The organism is Mycobacterium sp. OAE908 (assembly GCF_017872775.1).
Taxonomy (GTDB): Bacteria; Actinomycetota; Actinomycetes; order Mycobacteriales; family Mycobacteriaceae; genus Mycobacterium.
Genome location: NZ_JAGGJL010000002.1, coordinates 949,842 through 973,774 on the forward strand (window position 1 = coordinate 949,842; position 23,933 = coordinate 973,774).

At 66.2% G+C, this 23,933-nt stretch carries 23 protein-coding genes; 17 read left to right on the top strand and 6 right to left on the bottom strand.

Annotated features, from left to right (window positions below; genetic code table 11):
• Positions 1 to 61 precede the first annotated feature (61 nt).
• On the top strand, positions 62 to 1,330 hold the full coding sequence (locus J3E61_RS29735; protein WP_210086304.1) for a serine hydroxymethyltransferase: 1,269 nt from the start codon (positions 62 to 64) through the stop codon (positions 1,328 to 1,330).
• Between the two features lie 19 nt (positions 1,331 to 1,349).
• Positions 1,350 to 2,732, top strand: coding sequence for an L-serine ammonia-lyase (locus tag J3E61_RS29740; protein WP_210086305.1), 1,383 nt, complete (start codon positions 1,350 to 1,352; stop codon positions 2,730 to 2,732).
• On the opposite strand, the gene J3E61_RS29745 is transcribed toward J3E61_RS29740, so the two are convergent.
• The 3 genes from J3E61_RS29745 to J3E61_RS29755 form a co-directional block, all read right to left on the bottom strand.
• Positions 2,717 to 3,589, bottom strand: a complete 873-nt coding sequence (locus J3E61_RS29745) for an alpha/beta hydrolase (protein ID WP_210086306.1) — start codon at positions 3,587 to 3,589, stop codon at positions 2,717 to 2,719. The two genes, J3E61_RS29740 and J3E61_RS29745, sit on opposite strands and share 16 nt — an antisense overlap.
• A gap of 132 nt (positions 3,590 to 3,721) precedes the next feature.
• Positions 3,722 to 5,323 carry an alpha/beta hydrolase gene (locus tag J3E61_RS29750; protein WP_210086307.1) on the bottom strand — a complete coding sequence of 534 codons (1,602 nt, stop codon included), beginning with the start codon at positions 5,321 to 5,323 and terminating at the stop codon, positions 3,722 to 3,724.
• Complete coding sequence (locus J3E61_RS29755; RefSeq protein WP_192722993.1) at positions 5,320 to 5,592, bottom strand: hypothetical protein; 273 nt, start codon at positions 5,590 to 5,592, stop codon at positions 5,320 to 5,322. Before J3E61_RS29755 ends, J3E61_RS29750 begins: the two co-directional genes overlap by 4 nt.
• 180 nt (positions 5,593 to 5,772) lie before the next feature.
• Here J3E61_RS29755 and pafA point away from each other — a divergent pair, with 180 nt between their 5' ends.
• The 10 genes from pafA to J3E61_RS29805 all read left to right on the top strand — a co-directional run bounded on the left by pafA (position 5,773) and on the right by J3E61_RS29805 (position 18,593).
• Positions 5,773 to 7,131, top strand: a complete 1,359-nt coding sequence (gene pafA / locus J3E61_RS29760; RefSeq protein WP_192722992.1) for a Pup--protein ligase — start codon at positions 5,773 to 5,775, stop codon at positions 7,129 to 7,131.
• Positions 7,132 to 7,469: 338 nt separating this feature from the next.
• Entirely contained in the window at positions 7,470 to 8,279 is an 810-nt protein-coding gene (locus tag J3E61_RS29765) for a hypothetical protein (RefSeq protein ID WP_210086752.1), read from the top strand.
• Positions 8,280 to 8,309: 30 nt separating this feature from the next.
• A complete protein-coding gene (locus J3E61_RS29770; RefSeq protein ID WP_210086308.1) occupies positions 8,310 to 9,422 on the top strand; it encodes a hypothetical protein in 1,113 nt (370 codons plus the stop codon).
• Positions 9,423 to 9,460: 38 nt separating this feature from the next.
• Positions 9,461 to 11,716, top strand: a complete 2,256-nt coding sequence (locus J3E61_RS29775; protein ID WP_210086309.1) for a hypothetical protein — start codon at positions 9,461 to 9,463, stop codon at positions 11,714 to 11,716.
• Between the two features lie 29 nt (positions 11,717 to 11,745).
• Complete coding sequence (locus tag J3E61_RS29780; RefSeq protein ID WP_210086310.1) at positions 11,746 to 12,741, top strand: YafY family transcriptional regulator; 996 nt, start codon at positions 11,746 to 11,748, stop codon at positions 12,739 to 12,741.
• A complete protein-coding gene (locus tag J3E61_RS29785) occupies positions 12,738 to 13,712 on the top strand; it encodes a WYL domain-containing protein (RefSeq protein ID WP_192722988.1) in 975 nt (324 codons plus the stop codon). The genes J3E61_RS29780 and J3E61_RS29785 overlap by 4 nt, the downstream gene beginning before the upstream one ends.
• A 30-nt stretch (positions 13,713 to 13,742) precedes the next feature.
• Complete coding sequence (tatA, locus tag J3E61_RS29790; RefSeq protein WP_192723866.1) at positions 13,743 to 14,003, top strand: Sec-independent protein translocase subunit TatA; 261 nt, start codon at positions 13,743 to 13,745, stop codon at positions 14,001 to 14,003.
• Positions 14,004 to 14,050: 47 nt separating this feature from the next.
• Entirely contained in the window at positions 14,051 to 15,001 is a 951-nt protein-coding gene (tatC, locus tag J3E61_RS29795) for a twin-arginine translocase subunit TatC (RefSeq protein WP_210086311.1), read from the top strand.
• Entirely contained in the window at positions 14,985 to 17,729 is a 2,745-nt protein-coding gene (locus J3E61_RS29800; RefSeq protein ID WP_210086312.1) for an RNA helicase, read from the top strand. Before tatC ends, J3E61_RS29800 begins: the two co-directional genes overlap by 17 nt.
• 39 nt (positions 17,730 to 17,768) lie before the next feature.
• On the top strand, positions 17,769 to 18,593 hold the full coding sequence (locus J3E61_RS29805; protein ID WP_192722985.1) for a DUF4333 domain-containing protein: 825 nt from the start codon (positions 17,769 to 17,771) through the stop codon (positions 18,591 to 18,593).
• Here the strand turns inward: J3E61_RS29805 and J3E61_RS29810 are convergent, their stop codons facing one another.
• Positions 18,594 to 19,544, bottom strand: a complete 951-nt coding sequence (locus J3E61_RS29810; RefSeq protein WP_210086313.1) for a 5'-3' exonuclease — start codon at positions 19,542 to 19,544, stop codon at positions 18,594 to 18,596. It lies immediately after the preceding gene.
• A gap of 51 nt (positions 19,545 to 19,595) precedes the next feature.
• Here J3E61_RS29810 and J3E61_RS29815 point away from each other — a divergent pair, with 51 nt between their 5' ends.
• Complete coding sequence (locus tag J3E61_RS29815; protein ID WP_210086314.1) at positions 19,596 to 20,066, top strand: SRPBCC family protein; 471 nt, start codon at positions 19,596 to 19,598, stop codon at positions 20,064 to 20,066.
• A 15-nt stretch (positions 20,067 to 20,081) separates the two neighbouring features.
• On the opposite strand, the gene sigJ is transcribed toward J3E61_RS29815, so the two are convergent.
• Positions 20,082 to 20,969: an RNA polymerase sigma factor SigJ gene (gene sigJ, locus J3E61_RS29820; RefSeq protein WP_210086315.1), complete on the bottom strand. Its 888-nt coding sequence runs from the start codon at positions 20,967 to 20,969 to the stop codon at positions 20,082 to 20,084.
• A 122-nt stretch (positions 20,970 to 21,091) separates the two neighbouring features.
• Between sigJ and J3E61_RS29825 the strand changes: the two genes are divergently transcribed.
• The 4 genes from J3E61_RS29825 to J3E61_RS29840 are packed head-to-tail and all read left to right on the top strand — an operon-like array spanning position 21,092 to position 23,503.
• A complete protein-coding gene (locus J3E61_RS29825; protein WP_210086316.1) occupies positions 21,092 to 21,556 on the top strand; it encodes a carboxymuconolactone decarboxylase family protein in 465 nt (154 codons plus the stop codon).
• Positions 21,557 to 21,586: 30 nt separating this feature from the next.
• Positions 21,587 to 21,955, top strand: a complete 369-nt coding sequence (locus J3E61_RS29830) for an STAS/SEC14 domain-containing protein (RefSeq protein ID WP_210086317.1) — start codon at positions 21,587 to 21,589, stop codon at positions 21,953 to 21,955.
• A gap of 14 nt (positions 21,956 to 21,969) precedes the next feature.
• The gene (locus J3E61_RS29835; protein ID WP_210086318.1) at positions 21,970 to 22,365 is read left to right on the top strand and encodes a VOC family protein; all 396 of its coding nucleotides are present in this window, start codon (positions 21,970 to 21,972) and stop codon (positions 22,363 to 22,365) included.
• 10 nt (positions 22,366 to 22,375) lie between these two features.
• Complete coding sequence (locus tag J3E61_RS29840; protein WP_210086319.1) at positions 22,376 to 23,503, top strand: aminopeptidase P family protein; 1,128 nt, start codon at positions 22,376 to 22,378, stop codon at positions 23,501 to 23,503.
• On the opposite strand, the gene J3E61_RS29845 is transcribed toward J3E61_RS29840, so the two are convergent.
• Entirely contained in the window at positions 23,500 to 23,913 is a 414-nt protein-coding gene (locus J3E61_RS29845; RefSeq protein WP_192722979.1) for a F420-dependent biliverdin reductase, read from the bottom strand. The two genes, J3E61_RS29840 and J3E61_RS29845, sit on opposite strands and share 4 nt — an antisense overlap.
• Positions 23,914 to 23,933 lie beyond the last annotated feature (20 nt).

A 23,933-nucleotide genomic window follows, 5' to 3' on the forward strand; every position in this document is an offset into this window, starting at 1 on the left:
ATATATCAGTTAGCTTCAATCTGGTATTCATACCCCGGCCCCCCACGAACGGAGCATCGACATGAGCGTCCTCGACGAGCGTCTTGCCGATTTCGATCCCGAGATCGCCGAGTTGATAGGCAAGGAACTAGAACGCCAACGCACCGGCCTCGAGATGATCGCGTCGGAGAACCATGCGCCGATGGCCGTCATGGAGGCACAGGGTTCGGTGCTGACCAACAAGTACGCCGAGGGTTACCCCGGGCGGCGCTATTACGGCGGCTGCGAGCACGTCGACGTGATCGAGCAGATGGCCATCGACCGCGTCAAGTTCCTGTTCGGCGCGGAGTTCGCAAACGTGCAGCCCCATTCCGGTGCGCAGGCCAACGCCGCGGTCATGCATGCGCTGCTCAAGCCGGGCGACACCATCCTCGGGCTCTCGCTCGACTGCGGCGGTCACCTCACCCATGGAATGCGGCTGAACTTCTCGGGCAAGCTCTACAACGTTGCCGCGTATGGAGTCTCACGCGACGACTACCTGATTGACATGGATCAGGTGGCCGAGGCGGCCCGCGAGCACCGGCCTCAGATGATCATCGCCGGCTGGTCTGCCTACCCACGGCACCAGGATTTCGCCCGCTTCAGGGAGATCGCCGACGAGGTAGGCGCATACCTGATGGTCGACATGGCTCATTTCGCCGGACTGGTGGCGGCGGGGCTGCATCCGTCGCCGGTGCCACACGCGCATGTGGTCACGTCCACCACGCACAAGACCCTCGGCGGCCCGCGCGGAGGCATCATCCTCACAAAGGACGCCGACATCGCCAAGAAGATCAACTCGGCGGTGTTCCCCGGGCAGCAGGGTGGACCGCTGGAACACGTCATCGCGGCCAAGGCGGTGGCCTTCAAGATGGCGGCGATGACCGATTTCGTCGAGCGTCAACAGCGCGTCATCGAGGGCGCCAAGATCATGGCGGACCGGCTCTCCGCGCCCGATGTGCGCGATGCGGGAATCGCCGTGCTCACCGGTGGCACCGATGTCCATTTGGTACTCGTCGATCTGCGCAACGCCGAAATCGACGGACGGCAGGCCGAGGACAGGCTGGCGACCATCGGAATCACGGTGAACCGCAACGCCGTTCCGTTCGATCCTCGACCGCCGATGGTGACGTCGGGACTGCGTATCGGCACGCCTGCGCTTGCGGCGCGCGGATTTGAAGCCGAGGACTTCGCCGCGGTCGCCGATCTCATCGCGCAGTGCTTGATCGCAGCGCCCGACGCCGACACCGCGAAGTGGGCGCGGGCGGTCGGTGAGCTCGCCGAGCGTCGTCCGCTCTACCCACAGCTGTAAATCAGGGGAGGAACCGTCAGTGACCATCAGTGTCTTCGAACTCTTCAAGGTCGGCATCGGCCCGTCGAGTTCCCACACCGTCGGACCGATGCGCGCGGCAGCGATCTTCGTCGCCGACCTGGAGGCGATGGGAATTCTCTCGCGGGTGGCCGACGTACGAGTCGAGCTGTACGGGTCACTCGCGGCGACCGGTCGGGGCCATGGCACCCTGTCCGCCGTCCTGCTGGGGCTCGAGGGACATCGCCCCGAAACGATCGAGTCCGAGGAGGTGGAAGCCGGGCGGTTGCGGCTGGCCAACGCGGGCAAGATCATGCTCGGCGGACGAGTGCCGATTGCATTGTCCGAGGACGACATCGCGCTGTACAGCCGCACGGTCCTGGACTTCCACCCGAACGGCATGACGCTGTCGGCCTTGGCGGCCGACGACAGCACGCTGCATCGGCGGACCTACTACTCCATCGGTGGCGGGTTTGTGGTCACCGAGGGCGAGGCCGCAACTGATGACACTGCAAAGGATGACGACACCTCGTTCTCCTCGGCGGCAGAACTGCTCGCGTTGGCTTCGGGCACCGGCAGGTCGATCAGCGAGGTGATGCTTGCCCATGAAAGCGGTACCCGCACCGTTGAGGACATCCGCGCGGAGTTGCTTCACCTGCGCGATGTGATGGTGGAGTGCGAGGAGCGCGGCATCAGCCGCACTGGTCTGCTGCCGGGCGCGCTGCAGGTGCGTCGCCGGGCGGGGCAGTGGTACGACCGTCTCAGCCAAGAAGACCCCGACCGCGACCCGCGGTTCGCCGAGGACTGGGTGAACTTGGTTGCGCTCGCCGTCAACGAGGAGAACGCGTCAGGTGGGCGCATCGTGACCGCACCGACCAACGGCGCGGCCGGGATCATCCCCGCGGTGCTGCACTATGCCGTGCACTACACGGAGGCGGGGACATCGAACCCGGACGACACGGCGGTGCGGTTTTTGTTGACCGCAGGGGCGATCGGGTCGCTGTACAAGGAGCGGGCGTCGATCTCCGGCGCCGAGGTCGGCTGTCAGGGCGAGGTTGGTTCAGCGTCATCAATGGCGGCCGCCGGGTTGGCCGAAATCCTTGGCGGCACACCGGAACAGGTCGAGAATGCGGCCGAGATCGCGATGGAGCACAGCCTGGGGTTGACGTGCGATCCGATCGCCGGGCTCGTGCAGATCCCGTGTATCGAACGCAACGCGATATCAGCAGGCAAGGCGATCAACGCGGCACGCATGGCGTTGCGTGGCGATGGTGAACATCGCGTGAGCCTCGACGAGGTGATCGAGACCATGCGAGCCACCGGGCGCGATATGAGTTCGAAGTACAAGGAGACGTCGACCGGCGGGCTCGCGGTGAACGTTTCGGTGAACTACGTCGGCTGCTGAACGAGGATGAGTTCGGCGAACTGCTCGGCACATTCCAGCGGCGTGAAATGCCCGGCGCCGGCGGCAACATGGAGCCTGGCATCGGTGAAGTAGTCGTCGAGTCGGTCTGCCCATTCGGTTGGGAACAGTGGATCATGCTGCGGCCACAGCACATCGGTGGACACGTGAATCTTGATGGCGCCGTGGGGCGGCAACTCGATGAGTGACTGGGCGACCGTGCCCGCGCCGGCGCGGTACCACGCGATCGAAGCCGTGAAGGCGCCCGACAGCGCGTAGTCGGATACCAGGCGGTCCAGTTCGTCCTCAGAGAGCGCGAAGTATGGTCCGGACCAATGATTCCAGAAGTGCCGCAAGTATTCTCGGACAGCGTCTGGGTTGCCGTCGATCAACTCGGCGGCCAGTGGAAGCTGGTGGAAAGCCTGATACCAGAACTCGCTTTGTGCGTGCGCGGTGAGTACGCGATCTCCTGCGCCGGGCAGCGGGGGAGATAGCACGAGGCCGCGCACCAGATCGGGATGCATCCTGGCGACGCTCTGTGCGACGCGGCTGCCGACGTCATAGCCGGCGAGGATGACGTTCGACAGGCCCAGTTCCTTGATCAGCCCGATGACGCTGCTGGCTTGGGCGGTAGCGCTGTAGAAGTGCTGCACGGCCACCTCGTGTTTGTCCGAACCGCCGAACCCGCGCAGATCCGGAACGACGACGTCGGCGATGTCGCCGAGAATCGGAACGACCTTCCGGAAGTCGTGTCGGTTGCCGGGCCAGCCGTGCAGCAGTACGACGGGCGGCGCCCCTCTGGTCCCGAAGCGGTCGAAGGCGAGCCGAAACCCGTCGACGGGCGAGCTGCGCGACCACATTGGCCCATTCTGGCCGTCGCATGCCCGAATTTGGCTGGTTTTTGTCCGTATAGGTCTCGTGACTTCAGTCGGACGGCTGCGGGGAGCATGCCATTGCGAGCGAAAATGTTTGCCACACTTGCTGATTCGCGCTTATTGACCGGCACTCACCCCTGCGACCTGGATTCGATCACGGTCACCGGCGATGACAGCCAGGATGTTGCGCCATGCGTCGGACGGCCAGTTGAGCACGTCGCTGTGCGCCTGCGGTCCTGCCATCAGCCGTCCGTCGTCGTAATGCCCTGTGGCTAAACGGATTACGCCGGGCATCTCGTCTGGGTCGGCGCCGTGCGGACCGCCGGGTATGCCTTGGACGGCCTGAATGAAGTCACCCGGCGCTGTCATCGAGAATCGCAGCACATCCGGATTGCGGTTGTGCCAATCGCCCGGATCGTCGACACCGACACCCGCGCCGGCTGCGGCCACGTACAGCACGCGGTCGCCGGACAGGCCGAATGCTTCGGCGGTGCCCACGATCGACCCGCCGTACGAATGGCCGATGTAGGTCACCGGGACGTCGACGGTGCGGTCGACGTCTTCGCTGAAAGCGACGAGCCGTGGCGCCATATTGAGCGCATACCGCGGGTCGGCCGCATCGACGACACCGGCGATTGGATTGCCTCGCGGAAAGGGGCCGCCCAGATAGGTAATGGTCGCGACGTCGCCGTGGGTTGCCGACACGAAACGGCGCGCGGTCCGAGTGTCGGCCGCCGAGCCCTCGATGGTGGTGTTCAGACCTGGGACCAGAACCGCCACACTCTTTGCCGTCGCGAGGTCGCCGTTGAGTTCGACCAGTGAGGCACGGGCGGGATCGAAGGCCAGAATCTGCCGCTCGACGCGCCGACCACTACCCGTCGGGTCGTCGATCTCGCCGAGCAGGCCGCGGTAGAAGGCGGTCCGCTGCTGGGCCGTCGGATCATCGAGGCCGTCGACGATCGCCTGCGCGATGTTGATGCGGTTGGCGGCTGTGCGCATGTCCCATGGCACGCCGTCGGTGTTGCCGACCTGGAGGGGAAAGTCCGTGGTCAGTCGCTGCCGTTGCGCTGGCGTCATGGCGGCGATCTGCTCGCCGATGCGGTCCTGACTCATCGCGGGCCAGCCCGCCACCACGTCGGAAGCCCGCACTGGCCCTGCGCCTGCCGGAACCGTCGCTGCAGCGCGGGGGATCGGCGTCGATGCGAATGCCGCCTCGATGTCTCTGGCGGCGTCTGCATCGGCAGCACCGAGTTGGTCGAGCGCGGCGGTGATCTGTTTGGTCAGCTCCTCGGCGCGCATCGTCAGCATGTCGTGCGCGACGGCAGCGTCGCCGCCTGAAAGCGCGATGAGCAGCGGCGATGGGGTAGCACGCAGCGACGCAGTTCCGTCGTCGGCGACCTCGAATCCGCCCCCGCGGGCCTCGGCGACCTTCTCCATCACCGACAACTGTGCGGAGGCGATCTGGTCGGCGCCGTCTTGTGCGGCGACCGAGGCGGTGACCAGGTGGCGGGCGGCCTCGTCGGCGTCGGCGGCAATGCCGTGCGCGTTGTCCCGAGCGGTGTCGGCGGCGCTGCCCGTCCAATTGGTGTCCCGGATTGCGCGCGTGGCGGTGTCGGCGTGCGCGGTCAGGCGGCGGGCCGCGTCGTCCCAGCCGTCGGCGAGCCCGCGCAGTGCATCGGGCCGCCACGCCTCGGCCTGCGAGACGGTCGGCCGCCTCACCCCAGGCGCTGACCGTTGCGACCGTCGGCGCGTTCGAAAGCGTCCGCCGACATGTGGGCGGCCAGCGCCCACCCCCGCATGTTGGCGACCACGTCGGTCAGTCGCGCAGCAACGAGCGCCGGCGCACCGACACGGCCGACTTCTGATCCGGCCAAATCATCGGGATTTATTGTCGGCCAACGCATTTCGGCGATTGCGTCGGCGGCCTGCATGACGTGGTCGGCGACATCTCGTAACTGCCCGAGATCGACCTCTGTTCGTCCCCCCATGCCTCATGCTGACAGATTCGGACGCGAGGGCGCCGAAGTTATCCACAGGTACGGTGGCTGCTGGCCGGGCAGCCTCAGCAATGCATTTGGGTCGCCGGCGAACCGTGACGGAAACCCCATCCACTGTCAACGGCGCGGCTTGCCCGCCGTGGCCGGGCAGCAGCAAGTAGTCTCGATTACGTGCAGCGACGAATCATGGGCATCGAGACAGAGTTCGGTGTCACCTGCACGTTCCATGGCCATCGTCGGCTGAGCCCCGACGAGGTCGCCCGCTACCTATTTCGGCGGGTGGTGTCATGGGGCCGCAGTTCGAACGTGTTCTTACGCAACGGTGCGCGGTTGTATCTCGATGTGGGCAGCCACCCCGAGTACGCCACCGCTGAATGCGACAACCTGACCCAGTTGGTCACCCATGACCGCGCCGGCGAGCGGGTGCTCGAAGACCTGCTGATCGACGCCGAGCAGCGGCTGGCGGACGAGGGCATCGGCGGCGATATCTACCTGTTCAAGAACAACACCGACTCGGCGGGTAACTCCTACGGCTGCCACGAGAACTATCTGATCGTCCGAGCGGGTGAATTCTCGCGGATCTCCGATGTGCTCCTGCCGTTCCTGGTGACGCGGCAGCTGATCTGCGGTGCGGGCAAGGTGCTGCAGACGCCGAAGGCGGCGACGTTCTGCCTGTCGCAGCGCGCCGAGCACATCTGGGAAGGCGTCTCGTCGGCGACGACGCGGTCGCGGCCGATCATCAACACGCGCGACGAACCGCACGCCGACGCCGAGAAGTACCGGCGGCTGCACGTCATCGTCGGTGATTCCAACATGTGCGAGTCAACGACGATGCTCAAGGTGGGCAGCGCGTCACTGGTGCTCGAGATGATCGAGGCCGGGGTGCCGTTCCGCGATTTCTCGCTGGACAATCCGATCCGGGCCATCCGCGAGGTGAGCCACGATCTGACCGGGCGACGCCCGGTGCGGCTGGCGGGCGGCCGTCAGGCCAGTGCGCTGGACATCCAGCGGGAGTACTTCCAGCGCGCGGTCGAGTACCTGCAGACCAGGGAGCCGAACTCGCAGATCGAGCAGGTGGTCGACCTGTGGGGGCGCCAACTGGATGCGGTCGAGAGCCAGGACTTCGCGAAGGTCGACACCGAGATCGACTGGGTCATCAAGCGCAAGCTGTTCCAGCGCTACCAGGACCGCTACAACATGGAGCTGTCCGATCCGAAGATCTCGCAATTGGATTTGGCCTATCACGACATCAAGCGGGGACGCGGGGTGTTCGACCTGCTTCAGCGGAAGGGTCTCGCCTCGCGCGTGACGACTGACGAGGAAATCGAAGCGGCGGTGAACACTCCGCCGCAGACGACGCGGGCGAAGCTGCGCGGCGAGTTCATCAGCGCGGCGCAGGAAGCCGGTCGTGACTTCACCGTCGACTGGGTCCATCTGAAGCTCAACGACCAAGCGCAACGCACTGTTTTGTGCAAGGACCCGTTCCGGTCGGTCGACGAACGCGTTAAGCGGCTCATCGCCTCGATGTAGGTATCCCCAGAGCAAGAAATTGGCGCGGTCGGCGTACTCGCGGCTCGGGTAGCATTTGCTGCACGACTGCTGGAGGGAATGCCGAATGCGCGCGCCGGAATTGCAACCGTCGCGAATTGATGCTGTTCGGGTGTTTCTGAAGGTGGTCGAGTGACTTTCACGAGGCTGCGCGACGCCGCTGCGGAGCGCCTGACGGATGCTGGAGCACGGTTGCTGGGTGCGGTCGTAGCGACTCCTGGTAATCGCTCGCGTTTGGGCGTTCACGGTGCAGGTCGGCGGTGCAGCTTCGGGGACGGCGTGGTGCCAGCTATCGAGCACGACTTGGCAGGGGGATTGGACTGATGCCCGGAGAGCTCAGGGTCGACACCGCGCCGCTGGCCACCGGCGGCCAGGGCCTATTGAGTGCGGCGGGCGATATTCCGCAGCCGCCGGTGCCATTCACGGCGACGGGTGCCGACGCGCTGTCGACAATTCTCAATGCGCGCACGCAGGCAATGGAGGCTCCATTGATCGCCGGTCTGCCGGTGACGAAAGCCGATGCATTACGGACCGCGCAGAACATCATTCAGGCCGCCGCCAAGTACGAGGGCATGGATCAACAGCTTGCAGACCAAGTTCTCAAGGCGCTGGCTGACCTCGAGGGCGCGGAGGGTTCGGGTGCCGGGGGAGCGGGCGCAGCTGGTGCGACGGGTGCGGCGGGCGCACCGGCTAGTGCGGCGGCGCCGGCCGCGGGTGCGGGCGAGCAGGCGGGTCAGCTCGGCCAGATGATGGGCATGCCGATGCAGATGGCCCAGCAGGCCGCGCAGATACCGATGCAGTTGGCGGGCATGGCGGCGTCGATTCCGCAAGGAATCATGCAGGGCGTGCAGAGCGCGATGCAGCAGGTCGGCCAAATGGCAGACGGCGCAGGGGAAAAGGCCGATCCGGAACAGCTGGACGATCGGGCGCACGACGAGGCGAAGCAAGCAGAATCCGCCAAGGAAACGCCCGAGCAGAAGGCACCTTCGGATGGTGCGGCGGGGCCGAGCACTGCGGAGCGCGCGCCGACGACCGGACCGCAGCCGACGCCGGCACCGGAGGTGCCGCAGCAGCCGCACAGGCCGGCGCCGACGCGACCGGCGATGTCAGGGCCGGAAAGCGTTCTGTGACATGACCATTCGTGACGCGAAGGTATGCCGATGAGTGTGCCCCAGCCTCCCAATCAGTGGGGCGCGCAACCGCCGGCGGGCGGCCCGCAATGGGGGCCGCCACCGAGCGGTGCGCCGCAGTGGGTGCCGCAGGGTCCGCCGCCGAGCGGTGGCGGCAAGGGCAAGTGGATCTTGGGCGGTATCGCGCTGATTGCGGTGATCGCGGTGACTGTTGTCATCACGGTATTGGTGGTCGGCAAGAACTCAGGCGGCAGTCAATCGCCCACGCCGACAAACGGAAACGGCTCAGACTTCGCGAGCGCGAATGACAAAGGCCCGGTTGGGATTATCACTGACGACCCGACATGCGCAGCGTGGCAGCGCGTCTCTCATGAGTACGCCGCGAAGGGCGATTCCGTAAAGTGGGGCGATAGAGACCAAACAATTCCTGCCAGTGCATGGACGTCGCAACAGCGAAGCATGTACGACACGGTAGGTCAAGCCATGAAGGATGCGGCAGATCAGGTAGTCAACCTCGTGAAGGTGACTCCGCATCGGGTAATGCGCGAGATGTACGGACAGTTCATTGCCTACGCAGACGCGCACATCGAACGTATCCCGACATATGTGGCAGATGATCGCTATCTGGCAGGGACAGCGGACGGTATTGCATCTACCTTATCGATGGTCTGCTCAGCGATCGACAATCGAGCGGCGCAGCCTTTAGCGCCGTTGATTCCCGAAGCCGCGGCTCCGACATCGATTTCGCAACCGGCCGAACCCGTTGAGCCGCAGCGGTTTCTAAAGTCAGCCAACCCTGTGTGTTCCGAGTGGATTTCTACTGTCGATAAATTCAGCGTCGATACCGCCGCTTGGCGGGCTACCGATCCGAACATCCCAGCGACTCAGTGGACACCAGAGCTGAAGGCGCTGAATGATGCTGTTGCGCCAACAATGACAGCCGAGGCAGATGACCTCGAGAATCTCGGCAGGCGTAGCGACAACCCCACTCTTGAGGACATGGCAGTGCTTGCCGCGCAATATCAACGAGCATTCGTCAAAGCTCTCCCGACGTACACAACAGCAGACTCGTATCTGTCCGAAGCGGCTAGCTATGCGGTGTCGTCGGTTAATGCCGCGTGCAAAGCGGCGGGGGCTCGCTAGTGGGTAAAGCTAAGCCGACGGGTCCGCACGCCGGCGAAATGGCCAGGACGGGAGCGTGGCCCGAGACGGACGAAGATGTCTACACCAACCGCGCGAACGAACTGGATCGCATCCTGTCGAAGGTCGACGCCACCCTCAGCAAGTGGCAAAACCATCAAGCATCGATTTTCAACGGTCCGCACGTTTGGTCCGGCGACGCGGCGACAAAAGCCGGCGCTGCTGTGGAAGGGGCTACAAAGGCGCTGCAGGTGCATCGCCAGCAGCTATGGGATGCCCGCGAGTGGTGTAGAAGCGCTGCGACCAACATTTCCAGCGTCAAGGACACGATCACGACAAATGTTGAGGCCGGCCAACTGGAAATCGCGGACATCGAAAAAACGGCGTCAAGGACAAATCACAATCCCGATGTCGCTATTCGAAACGTTGTAGAGCGGAAATACAGCGAGAACGTTCGCACCGTCGAATCGCTCGCCGCAGGTTTGGGATGGAAGCCGGACATATCTGCGTCGCCTGCTGACCAACCGGCGCAGCCCGGTCGAAACGGTGAGCGGCAGGACGGCGAGGGTTCGCCTTCACGGCTGCTCCGGTCTGACCCATCCGCGAATCCGTCCGGAGGCGGCGCTGTTCGTGGAGTCTCGGCGGGCGGTCCCCCGTCGGGTTCGAGCCCTGTAGTTCAGCCCGTGTCGACACGGTCCGATCAGGCAGGGAATACCGCGGAGGACAGGACCGCTACCGCCGCTGGCGGGTCGACACCCCAGCCGGTTTCGGCTTGGTCAAACCAACGCGCAAACGCCGGCGCCGCCACCGGTACTCCGCCAGTGCCAAGTCCATCCGTCGTCGAGTCTCCACCCACCGGCATTGGTGCCGCGCCGGCCGCTCCGAACCTGGGCGGGTCCGCTCCCAGCGTCGGTGGTGGCCCTTCTGGCTCGCCGGGCGTCGGCACTCCCAGCTCGCCACTGTCGACCTCGAGCGGCAGTGCGGGCTCCGCACCCGGTCCGTCCGTGCATCCCACCTCTGGTGGTCAAGGCGCACCCACGACAGACGGTGCGCAGGCCGGCGCTCAAGCCGGAGCTGGTGGTCAGCCCACCGGGACGGCACCGCAGACAACGCCGTTCACGCCGCAGGTCGCCAACACACCAATGGCCGCCCAGCCTCCAATTCCACCGGCTCCGACTCCAGGCCCGGCGCCCATTCCCGACGCCCCTCCACCGACGCCCAGCGCACCCGCTCCCGCTGGTGCTCCCGCGGGCCACGTCGCGCCGCCCCCGGCTCCGTCCGTGGGTGCCGCTCCGGCCCCCGCGCCCGCGCCGGGCCCGTCGATGCCACTCGGGCCGCCGCCCACGCCTCCACCGGCTGCGCCCTTGGCGCCGCCGGGCTCGGCGGCCCCTGCACCCACATCGATGGGACCGGGCGTCGCGCCGGCTTCAGCGGCCGGCGCCACCAGCGCCGTGGGAGCGCCTGCGCCAGTACCAGTTTCGGCCGCACGCGCCGAACGCGATGCCATCGCTGCCGCCGCGACCGCCGGCGCCTTGCGCCGCCAGTCCGGTGGCGGCAGCGACCCGCTGCAGCTGGCCCGCCGCATCGGTGCCGCCCTCAACGCCGAACCCAACATCGACTTCGGCTTCTTCTGGGTGACCGCACTGACGCACGACGGCCAAATCGTCGTCGCCAACAGCTACGGCCTCGGCTACATCCCCGATGGCGTCAACCTTCCCGAACAGGTCCGCATGGCCAGCGCCGACGAATCCATCCCGCTCGGCGAGCGCGCCAAGTGGGCGACGTATCCGATTCTCGCCGTCCAAGGATGGGCCCAGCACCACAACCTGCGTCTGCGCGCCGTCGTCGCCACCGAGGACCAATTCAAGAACTTCGATCCTGGCACCGCCAAGGTCATCCTTCGATCCGACGACATACCTGACAGCGGAAAGATGCAGGGCCGCAACCGGTTAGCGGTCATCGCGCCGGAAGCGGCCTCGCGTCTGGCGGGCGTCAGCGCAAACGCCCTCTCCGAGTTGCTGCCGCCGGCACCGTCAGATACGAACCCGCCCGCCGACGAGACGAGCAACCTGTGGTTCGAGGTGATGAAGCCGATGATGAGCACCAACCCCGAACGCGGGGTCGCGCATCTGGAAGCCTTCGTCAATTACGCCGACCACGCACAAGAACAGGCGCTCTACCGCGCGCACACCGCGCCCGACGCGGCCGCTCAACGTGGGGCGATCGCCGACTGGGTCTACTGGCAGCACGTCAGCGTGTTGATCTCCGACGCGCTGGCGGGCTCCGCGGCGAAGTGACAGCGCCCTAAACGCTTAAGGTGTTACGAGTGGGCATTTCCAAAGTCGAGCGGTTGATGAACCTCGTCATCGCACTGCTGTCCACCCGGACCTTCATCACTGCCGAACGGATCCGCGAAACCGTCTACGGCTACGCCGACAGTGTCAGCGACGAGGCGTTCTCCCGCATGTTCGAGCGCGACAAGAACGAACTGCGCGACCTCGGCATCCCGCTGGAAACCGGCCGGGTATCGCAGTTCGACCCGACCGAGGGCTACCGCATCAACCGCGAGGCTTACGCGCTTCCCGCCGTCGAGTTGACCGCCGACGAGGCCGCTGCCGTCGCCGTTGCCACCCAACTGTGGGAGTCGCCCGAACTCATCACCGCAACCCAGGGTGCACTGCTCAAGCTGCGCGCCGCGGGCGTCGACGTCGACGCGGCCGATTCCGGCATCGCGATCACATCGACTGCCGTCCTGCCCGGACTACGCGGGTCCGAAGATGTGTTGGGAATTCTGTTGTCCGCCATCGATTCTGGCCAGGCCGTGCAGTTCCCGCATCGGCCCACCCGCAGCGACCCGTACACCACCCGCACGGTCGAGCCGTGGGGCGTCGTCACCGACCGGGGCCGCTGGTATCTGGTCGGCTACGACCGCGACCGCGACGCCCCGCGCACCTTTCGGCTGTCCCGCATCGGCGACCACGTCACGCCCATCGGCCCGCCCGGCGCGGTGACGCGCCCCGAGGGAATCAATCTGCGCGAGATCGTCGCCCGCGTCGTCAACGACCCTCCAGGCGGGACCCGCGCCAGGGTGTGGGTAGCCGCAGGGCGTGCGACAGCGTTGCGGCGCCGCGGCACCGTCGTTGGCCCCCGAAGGCTGGGTGACCGCGATGGCGACGAACTCACCGTCGAGTACGGCATGTCCGACCCGCTGGCCCGCGAGATCGCCAGCTACGGCCCGGATGCCGTTGCGCTCGAGCCGCAATCCCTGCGTGACGACGTGCTGGCTCGCCTTCGCGCGCAGGCAAGTGAGGTGACCGCATGACCGCCGTCTCCACCCGCCTGGTGCGGTTGCTCAACATGGTGCCGTACTTCCAGGCCAACCCCAGGATCACCTACGCCGAGGCAGCCTCCGACCTGGGTGTCACCGTCAAGCAACTGCGCGACGACCTCAACCAACTCTGGATGTGCGGGCTACCCGGCTACGGTCCCGGTGACCTGATCGATTTCGAATTCTCCGGTGACACAATCGAAGTCACGTTCACCGCCGGCATCGACCACCCGCTGCGGCTCACCTCGCCGGAGGCCACCGGCATCCTGGTCGCCCTGCGCACGCTGCTCGATGTGCCCGGCATGGTCGACCCGGAGGCCGCCCGCAGCGCGATCGCCAAGATCGAGTCCGCCGCAGGCACCCTCGGTCATGGCGCCGAGGCGGCCGTCGACGAGCCCGCCCCCGTGGAAAGCGAAGCCGCCGCAGCCGTCCGCGCCGCCGTGCGCAACGGCCGCGCGCTCACGATCGAGTACTACTCGGCCTCCCACGACATGCTGTCCAGCCGCACCGTCGACCCCATCCGCGTGGTGCTCGTCGGAGACCACAGCTACCTCGAGGCCTGGTGCCGATCGGCAGAGGGCGTGCGGTTGTTCCGCTTCGACCGCATCGTCGATGCCAAGGTGCTCGACGAGCCGTCGGCCCCGCCGAAGCCTGCGGTGCAGGCCGAGCCCGACACGTCACTGTTCGACGGCGACCCGTCGCTGCCGTCGGCCCGTTTGCGGATCGACCGCTCCGCCTCGTGGATGTTCGACTACTACCCGCTGCGGGTGATCCGCGAACTGCCCGACGGCGCTTGCGAGGCCGCGATGACTTACGCGTCCGACGAGTGGATGGCCCGATTCGTGCTGGGCTTCGGCTCAGCGGTGCGTGTGCTCGAGCCCGAGGCGCTGGCGCAGAAGGTGCAGGAGTCGGCCGCCGCGGCGCTGCAGGCCTACGAGGTCGGGGCGGACAGCACCGGCAGGTAGACTCGGACAAGACGTCTGGAGGTGACCAAATTGGGTGGTCTACAACCCTGGCACTGGTTAATCGTTATCGCCGTGTTCGTGCTGCTCTTCGGTGCCAAGAAGCTCCCGGACGCGGCGCGTTCGCTCGGCAAGTCGATGCGGATCTTCAAGTCCGAGATCAAGGAAATGCAGTCGGACTCCAAGCCTGAGGCCTCGGCGCCTCCTGCTACGCCGATCGCCTCGGAACGCGTCGACACGCCGCCGCCCCCGGCTCCCCAGGCCGAGCAGCCGTCGGACCACCGCCCGGCCTAGCCCAACGCCAACCCACTGGCCGCATCATGACGCGGCGTAGGTAGCCCGTGCAGACCCCCGGAATCTTCAAGAAGCTCGATCCTCGTCGACGTCGGTCGCGGGTCAATCCCGACGGCACCATGTCGCTGGTCGAGCATCTACACGAACTACGCACCCGCCTGCTTATCGCGGTGGCGGCCGTCGCGCTGACGACGGCCCTCGGGTTCTTCTGGTACACGCACAGCATCTTCGGGTTCCACAGCCTCGGCGAGTGGCTGCGCGGCCCGTACTGTTCGCTGCCCGCATCGGCGCGCGCCACGATCGCGCCCGACGGCGAGTGCCGACTGCTGGCCACCGGTCCGTTCGACCAGTTCATGCTCCGGCTGAAAGTGGCATTGATGGCCGGCGTCGTCCTGGCCTGCCCGGTGTGGCTGTATCAGCTGTGGGCGTTCATCACGCCCGGCTTGTACAAGAAGGAGCGCCGGTTCGCGAGCGCCTTCGTGGGGGTTGGTGCGGTGCTGTTCATTACGGGCGCCGTCATCGCTTACGTCGTACTGGCGAAAGCCTTGCACTTCCTGCTGACCGTTGGCAGCGACGTGCAGGTCACCGCGCTCTCGGGTGAGCAGTACTTCGGCTTTTTGATCAATCTGCTGCTGGTGTTCGGGATCAGCTTCGAGTTTCCACTGCTGATCATCATGCTCAACCTCGTCGGTGTGCTGACCTACGCCCGATTGAAATCGTGGCGTCGCGGACTGATCTTCGGTCTGTTTGTCTTCGCCGCGTTCGCCACGCCCGGCTCGGACCCGTTCTCGATGTTGGCGTTGGCGCTGGCATTGTCACTGCTACTGGAGGTTTCGATCCAGATTGCCCGCGTCCACGACCGGCGCAAGGCCAGGCGGGAGGCGGCCGAGGATGTCCCCGATGACCAGGCGGCACCGATCGGTGATGTCGAAGCTCTCGAACAGCCGAGCGCTGTGCCGGCACCCGCCCGGGTCATAGTCGATGACGACGCCACCTAGCAGCCAGCTCGCCAGCTTCGCCGAGCAATTGTCGTTCGCGCTGGACGACTTTCAGCAGCAGGCCTGCCGAGCGTTGGAGAACGGCCACGGCGTGCTGGTGTGCGCGCCGACCGGTGCAGGCAAGACGGTCGTCGGCGAATTCGCGGTGCACCTGGCGTTGGCGGCGGGCCGAAAGTGCTTCTACACCACGCCGATCAAGGCGCTGAGCAACCAGAAGCACAACGATCTGGTGGCCCGGTACGGGCCCGAGCGCATCGGCCTGCTCACCGGTGATCAGTCCATCAACGGCGACGCCGACGTCGTCGTGATGACGACTGAAGTTCTTCGCAACATGCTCTATGCGAATTCGCCTGCACTGTATGGTCTTTCGCATGTCGTGATGGACGAGGTGCATTTTCTGGCCGACCGGATGCGCGGTGCGGTGTGGGAGGAAGTGATCCTGCACCTGCCCGACGACGTGCGACTGGTGAGCCTGTCGGCCACAGTGAGCAACGCCGAGGAATTCGGCGGCTGGATCCAAACCGTGCGCGGCGACACCACCGTCGTCGTCGACGAGCATCGCCCAGTCCCGTTGTGGCAGCACGTGATGGTGGGCAAGCGGCTGTTCGACCTGTTCGACTACCGGGCGTCCAAGGCCGCGAAGTCTGGGCGCGAACTCCTCGTCGACCCCGAACTGCTGCGCCACATCGCCAACCGTCGCGAAGCCGACCGGCTGGCGGACTGGCAGCCTCGCGGCCGCGGCAGGGCGCGTCCGAGCATCTACCGGCCGCCGGGCCGGCCCGATGTGATCAGCACGCTTGACCGCGAAGGCCTTTTGCCCGCAATCACTTTCGTGTTCTCCCGGGTCGGATGCGACGCGGCGGTCAAGCAGTGCCTGCGCTCGTCGCTGCGGCTCACCACCGACGAGGAGCGGGCCCGGATCGCTGAGATCATCGACCGACGCACAGCCGAACTCAACGAAGCCGATCTGGTGGTGCTCGACTATCACGAATGGCGGGAGGGACTGCTGCGTGGCCTGGCCGCGCATCACGCCGGGATGCTGCCCATCTTCCGGCACACCGTCGAGGAGTTGTTCACCGCTGGGTTGGTGAAAGCTGTATTCGCAACGGAGACACTGGCTTTGGGCATCAACATGCCCGCTAGGACGGTCCTGCTCGAGCGGTTGGTCAAATACAACGGCGAGCAGCACATGCCGTTGACGGCAGGGGAGTACACCCAGCTGACGGGCCGGGCCGGCAGGCGCGGTATCGACGTCGAGGGTCACGCCGTGGTGCTGTGGCATCCCGACATCGACCCGGCCGAGGTCGCCGGGCTGGCTTCGACACGCACGTTCCCGCTGCGCAGTTCGTTCGCGCCGACCTACAACATGACGATCAACCTGGTGAACCAGATGGGTCCCACGCAGGCGCACAAACTGTTGGAAAGCTCGTTCGCGCAGTACCAGGCCGACCGATCGGTGGTCGGATTGGTGCGCGCCGTCGAGCGCGGCGAACGGATACTCGACGAGATCGCAGGCGAACTCGGCGGACGCGACGCGCCCATTCTGGAATACGTGCGGCTGCGGCTGCAGATCTCCGAACGCGAACGGGCGCAGTCCCGGGCGTCGCGTCTGCAGCGGCGTAGAGCCGCCAACGATGCCCTCGCCGCTCTGCGCCGCGGCGACATCATCACCATCACCCAGGGTCGCCGCGGCGGCCTGGCTGTGGTGCTCGAAGCCGACCGCGACAGCGACGACCCGCGACCGCTCGTGCTGACCGAACACCGTTGGGCTGGGCGGATTTCGTCGGCCGATTACTCGGGTGCGTCGGATCCGCTGGGTTCCATGCAGTTGCCCAAACGCGTCGAACATCGCAATCCGCGGATGCGGCGCGACCTCGCGTCTGCGCTGCGCTCTGCGTCGGAGGGGCTCGATGTGCCGTCGGCCCGAAACAAACGCAGTGGCCCGGCCAAGGAGCGCGACGTCGACCCCGAACTGGCGGGCCTGCGTGAGCAGATGCGTCGCCACCCGGCACACGACCTGCCCGAGCGCGAAGCCAAGGCGCGGCTCGCCGAACGTTATATGCGAATCGAACGCGACAACGAACAGATCCGGCAGAAGATCGCCGCGGCGACCAACTCGCTGGCGCGCACGTTCGATCGAATCGTCGTGCTCCTGACCGAGCGCGGCTTCATCGAGGACACCGACGCGGACCCGAAGGTGACCGACGACGGACGACTACTGGCCAGGATTTACAGCGAGAGCGACCTATTGGTGGCCGAGTGCCTGCGCAGCGGCACCTGGGAGGGACTCCAGCCGGCCGAACTCGCCGCGGTGGTGTCGTCCGTGCTCTACGAATCCCGCGGCGACGCGCCGGGCTCACCCGACGGGACCGAGGTGCCGACGGGCAAACTACGCCGCGCCCTGAACACGACTCGCCGGCTGTGGACCGAGTTGCGGGCCGACGAGCAGCGACACCGCATCACGCAGAGCCGCGAGCCTGAGGTCGGCTTCGTTCCCGCGATCTACCGCTGGGCCACCACCGGTGATCTGACCGCCGCACTCGCGGCGTCGGACGCGTCGGGCACGGGCACGCCGTTGTCGGCCGGCGATTTCGTGCGATGGTGCCGCCAGGTCCTCGACCTGCTTGACCAGGTGCGCAATGCCGCGCCGACGCCTGCGCTGCGCGCCACCGCGAAACGCGCTATCAACGACATTCGACGCGGCGTCGTGGCAGTTGATGCCGGGTAGTGTGTCTGCCAGCAGTGCGACCCGTGAGCAAGGAGAGAAATGAGCGGACCGCAAGGATCTGATCCGACGCAGCCGTGGCCCGGTCACCAGCCGGAGTCTGGCCAGGATCAGCCGTCGAGCGACCCGTCGGCCAACCAGCCGTGGCAGCCGCCGACCTCCGGGGCCGAGCAACCGACGACCGCAGTGCCCGCGTGGCAACCTCCGCCTGCCTACGACCCGCAGCAACAGCAGTATCCGCAGTACCAGCAGCCAGGTCAGGGCGGCCAGCCCCCGGCGTACCAGCCGCCGCAGCAGTACGCGCCGACCGAGCAGTACGGCCAGCAGCCAACCGACTACAGCGCACAGCCGTATCCGGGTCAGTACGGCCAACCGGGCCAGCAGTACGGCCAGCCGGGTCAGCCCTATGGGCAACCCGGCCAGCAGTACGGGCAGCCCGGCCAGTACGGCCAGCCGGATCAATATGGCCAGCAGCCCGGCCAGTACGGACAGTTCCCGCCCTACGGCCAGGCCGCCGAGGAAGGTTCGAAGCGTTCGCTTGGCGTCATCCTCGGCGTGCTCGGTGTGCTTGTGGTGATCGTCATCGCGGCGGTGGTGGTTCTGGGCTTCTTCACGCCGGGCTGGTTCGTCACCACCAAACTGGACATCAACGCCGCACAGACCGGTGTGCAGCAGATCCTCACCGACGAGGCCAACGGCTACGGCGCCAAGAACGTCAAGGACGTCAAGTGCAACGACGGCAATAGCCCTACGGTGAAAAAGGGTGACACCTTCAACTGCGAGGTCAGCATCGACGGGACCAAGCGCCAAGTAACCGTGACGTTCCAGGACGACAAGGGCACCTACGAGGTCGGCCGACCCAAGTAGTCAGCCGGGCAGCGCGTCGAGCGCTTTCTGTAGCCGGCCGATCGACGACGTAACCCCGTACTGTTCGGCGAGTTTCACGACTTTGCGTGGATGTTCGGCTGCTAGGGGCAGCCTGTCGGACGGTGTCGAGAAGTTGACGTCGGCATCGGTGGCGACGCGCACCACGGGTCCCGCGGCATCGATGTAGTCGGTGGCCGCGAGCAGTTTGGTCCGAAAAGCCTTGGACATCTTCGATTTCGGGTCGTGCGCGGCAGCCAAGATTGCCTCGAGCGACCCATGCTGGGCGAGCAGGGTGGCTGCCGTCTTCTCGCCGACGCCGGGAACCCCCGGCAGCCCGTCGGACGGATCGCCGCGCAGCAACGCCAATTCGGCGTACGCCGGTCCGGCGCGGTCGACGGGCACACCGTAGGTTTCGGCGACTTCCACGGGCCCCCATTTCGTCGCCTTCGCGAGGCCGCGGCCGAGGTAGAGGACCCGGACTTGAACCGGCTCGTCGCACACGAGCTGCAGCAGGTCGCGGTCACCGCTGACGACGACGACTGGGTCGCGGCGCTCCCGGGAGGCCAGCGTGCCGAGCACATCGTCGGCCTCGCACTCCGGCGCGCCCGCGGTGGGAATGCCGAAGGCGTCCAGCATCTCCAAGATCATGTCGACCTGCGGGGTCAACTCGTCGGGCACTTCTTCGACGTCGGGTTGCCCATCGGGGTTCTCCTCGAGGACGCGGTGTGCCTTGTACGACGGGATCAGGTCGACGCGCCACTGCGGGCGCCAGTCGTCGTCGCGGCACACCACCAGCCGGGTCGGTTGCTCACGCGTGATCACCGTCGCGACGGCGTCCAGAAAGCCGCGCAGCGCGTTGACTGGCCGCCCGTCGGGCGCCTTGATCGATGAGGGGACACCGAAATACGAGCGAAACCACATGCTGGCGCCGTCGAGCAGCACTAAGGACATGCGGGCCATCCTGCCAGGGGTTGTGAACGGACCAGGCGGGTATCCGAGGGCATGACTCAGGTGCAGGTGTTCGCCGACGTCTACCGCAGTGCGGATTCGATGTGGCGTGAGCTCGGTTCGTTTCAGAGCAACGCGCGCTGGCATCCGATGGTGACCGAATCTCAGGGGGAGGGCGAAGAGCCGGGCGCGACGCGGACTTTGGCGACCCGCGACGGGCTGCGATGGGTGGAGCGGTTGATCGAGTGCGATGCCGGGCAGCGCTTGTATCGGTATGAGGCCACATCCGCCGAGTTGCCGATCACCGATTTTCGCGGTGAGCTACGCATCCGCGAAGGTCGACCGCACCGGTGCACCGTGATCTGGACGGCGCAGTTCACGGTCACCAGCGATGACGAGAAGAGCGTCAGCGATAGCGTGCGTGGATTCTTCCGCGCAGGAGCGCGTGCGATCGAGAAGCAATACGCGGCCCAGCCGGTGACTGTATTGCGCCGACGGGTACGGACACTGACACGTCGGCGCTGAGCGAAAGGCGTTGGTTCAGAACGTCGTCCACGTGCGGAGCTTCTCGGGATTGCGGACGGCCCATATGCGGCTGATCCGCCCGCCGACGACATCGAACGCGTACACGGTCACGGTCACGCCATCCAGCTGGCTCACCAGACCCGGCTGACCGTTGACGGTGCGCTCCAGAAGCATCAAATTCGGTGCGATGCCGATGATGTCGACATAGGCACGCGCGATCCGCTCGCCGCCTTCGATTGGTTCCAGATGAGCTCTAGCCAGTCCACCGCTGTCGGCGATCGCCGTCGCCTCGGGGTCGAGCAGGCCGATCAACGCCTCGATGTCCTTGGCTTCCCATGCCCGTTTGAAATCCTTGATGACGTCCGCCTGCTCGGTCGTCGGCGCCCGGCGATCCTGCGAGTCACGGATGCGGCGACGAGCCGAGCTGGCCAGCTGGCGACAAGCTGCAGGCGTCCGGCCGACGATCTCGGCCACTTCGCCGAACGAATAGCGGAACACGTCGTGAAGGATGAACGCGACTCGCTCGGCAGGCGTCATCGATTCGAGGACAACCAGGAACGCCATGTTGACCGACTCATCGAGTGTCACGCGGTCCGCCGGGTCGGCGGCGCTGCACCACTCGGTGGTCGCGGGCACCGGATCCGGAATCCATTCGCCCACATACCTTTCCCGCCTCACTCGGGCCGAGCCGAGCACGTCGAGGCAGATGCGGCTGGCGACCGTCATCAACCAACCCCCTGGCGATTCGACGGCCTCCTGCTGTTGCCGGGTCATCGCATACCAACGGGCGTACGTCTCTTGCACCACATCCTCGGCATCGGCAAGCGAGCCGAGCAATCGATAGGTGAGGTTGATCAGCTGACGGCGCTCGCTCATGACCGCGCTCAGATCCGGATCGCTCATGGTGTCGCCTCTCGCGTGTGCCCTCTCTGATACGACGAAACAGCGCTGTGAACTGTGAGGCCTGACATTTCGCCGGGCCGCGTCGTCGTACCTATGACGACCAACCAACCAAGGAGATCACCATGGAACCCCGCCTCGACATCATGAGCAACGACACCGCAATGAAGGCCGTCAAGTATCTGGTCTCGGCGGGCACAGCCGCGGCCGGCTCTTTGCCGTCGGCAACCCAGGAGTTGCTGAAAATTCGCGCCAGCCAGATCAACGGCTGCGGCTTCTGCCTCGACATGCACACCAAGGACGCGGCGCAGGCCGGAGAGACGCCGGTGCGGCTCAACCTCGTGGCCACCTGGCGGGAGGCGACCGTGTTCACCGAGCCCGAGCGTGCCGCGCTGGAGCTCGCGGAGCAGGGCACCCGTATCGCCGACGGTGGCGGTGTCACCGATGAAGCCTGGGCGAACGCGGCCAAGCACTACGACGATGAGCAGCTCGCCGCGATCGTCTCCCAGATCGCCATCATCAATGCGTTCAACCGGCTGAACGTCATCCTCCAGCGGCCCGCAGGCGACTACCAGCCCGGGCAGTTCTGATAACGGCGGCTGCACGGTCACACTGGACCCATGATCGAAGTGTTGGCTGACCTGCCGGCGGGAGTGACCGGCTTCCGCGTTTCAGGCCGCCTGCGCGGTGAAGACTTACGCGAGTTCAAGCCCGCGATGGACGATCTCGTGAAATCAGGTGAGATCAGAATCGTCGAGGTCATCGAACCCGACTACGAGGGCTTCGGACCTGGCGGCCTGGCTGAGGACCTGAGGCTGGGCCTCGGTGCACTGATTCACCATCATTCGGCGTTTAAGCGAATTGCGGTGGTCTCCGACAAAGACTGGGTTGCCCATGCGCTGCACGCGTTCGCTTGGATGGTTCCTGGAGAGCTCGCGCTGTTCGGCCTCGACGAGATCGAGCGGGCCAAGGAGTGGGCCGCCGGCTGACATAGGAGAAACAGATGCCCTTCGGTGTAGATCGCATTGACCACGTGGTGCTCAACTGCCGCGACGTCGGCTCCACCGTCGACTGGTATGTGCGCGTGCTCGGCATGCGGCGGGAAGTCTTCGGCGACAACCGGATTGCGTTGGTCTTCGGCAATCAGAAGATCAACGTGCGTCCCACCGGTGCGCCGAACTGGGAGACCGGGGCCGTCGACGCGCCGGGTTCGCTGGACCTGTGCTTCATCGCCGACCTCAGCGCGGACGAGATCGGCACGCATCTGCGGGCGTGCGGTGTGACGATCACCGCCGGCCCGGTCCCGAAGACCGGCGCGCTCGGCCCGATGACATCGCACTACTGCCGCGACCCCGACGGCAATCTGATCGAGGTCGCCAGCTATTCGACCCACGATTAGCCTTCATGACATGGCGACCAGTCGATTCAGCACCGATGTCTATGCGCAACGACTCCGGGCCGCCGCGGCCGCGGCCGCCGATGCGGGGCTGGCCGGTCTCGTCATCACGCCCGGCTACGACCTGCGCTACCTCGTCGGCTCGCGTGCCCAGACCTTTGAACGGCTGACCGCGCTGGTATTGCCGGCCACCGGCGAGCCCACCATCGTCGTTCCCCGGCTCGAACTCGCGTCACTCAAGGAATCCGCGGTCACCGAACTCGGTCTGGCCGTACGCGACTGGGTCGACGGCGACGACCCCTACCGGTTGGTGGCGGACGCCCTTGGCGGCGCACCCGTAGCGACTGCGGTCACCGATTCCATGCCCGCGCTGCATCTGCTGCCGTTGGCCGACGTGCTCGGCGTCGTCCCGGTGTTGGCGACCGACGTGCTGCGACGACTACGGATGCTCAAGGACGCCGCCGAGGTGGACGCGCTGCGCAAGGCCGGTGCCGCGATCGACCGGGTGCACGCCCGGGTGCCGAAGTTTCTGGTGCCAGGCCGAACCGAGGCCGACGTCGCCGCGGACATCGCCGAAGCGATTGTCGCCGAAGGACATTCGGAGGCGGCGTTCATCATCGTCGGTTCAGGTCCGCATGGCGCCGACCCGCACCACGAATGTTCGGACCGCGAGCTGCGGGCCGGCGACATCGTCGTCGTCGACATCGGTGGCCCGTACGAGCCCGGTTACAACTCGGACTCGACGCGCACGTACAGCATCGGGGAGCCCGACCCAGAGGTCGCGCGCCGCTACGCCGTGCTCCAACGCGCCCAGCAGGCCGCGGTCGACGCGGTGCGACCCGGCGTTACCGCCGAACAGGTCGACGCCGCCGCGCGCGACGTGCTCGCTGCCGAAGGCTTGGCGGAGGCCTTCGTGCACCGCACCGGCCACGGCATCGGACTGTCCGTGCACGAAGAGCCGTACATCGTGGCGGGCAACGATCTGCCGCTCGAGTCGGGCATGGCGTTCTCCGTCGAGCCCGGCATCTACTTTCCTGGCCAGTGGGGCGCCCGCATCGAGGACATCGTGGTCGTCACCGACAACGGGGCGCTGTCGGTGAACAACCGACCGCACGAGTTGATCGTGGTGCCCGCGACTTAGTCCTCGGCTCGGTCGAGCAGGTCGGACGACCCGAGCACCCGCTCGACGCGCACCTCGATCACCACCCGCTTGGGGTTGACCCGCGGCGTGCGATACCGCTGCGCGTAGCGCAGTTCCGCGTCACGCACGGCCTCGGTCTCGGTGTTGACGGTCGACTTGCCTTCCAGTGACAGCCACCGCGCGCCGTCGACCTGGCTCAGCACCGCGACGCCACGCTCCTGGGCATTCACCGCCTTCTGGGAGCCGCCCGTGGTGATGACCCTGGCGATGTGGGTCTTGGGATCGAAGGTGAACCCGACCGCGACCACATGCGGGGAATTGTCCGAGCGCAGCGTCGTCAACATGGCCAAATGCCGTTCGGTGAGGAACGCCAGCGCGTCGTTGGTGAGCCTAGTGGTTGCCTTCGCCATCAAGGCTCACGGTAGCGCAG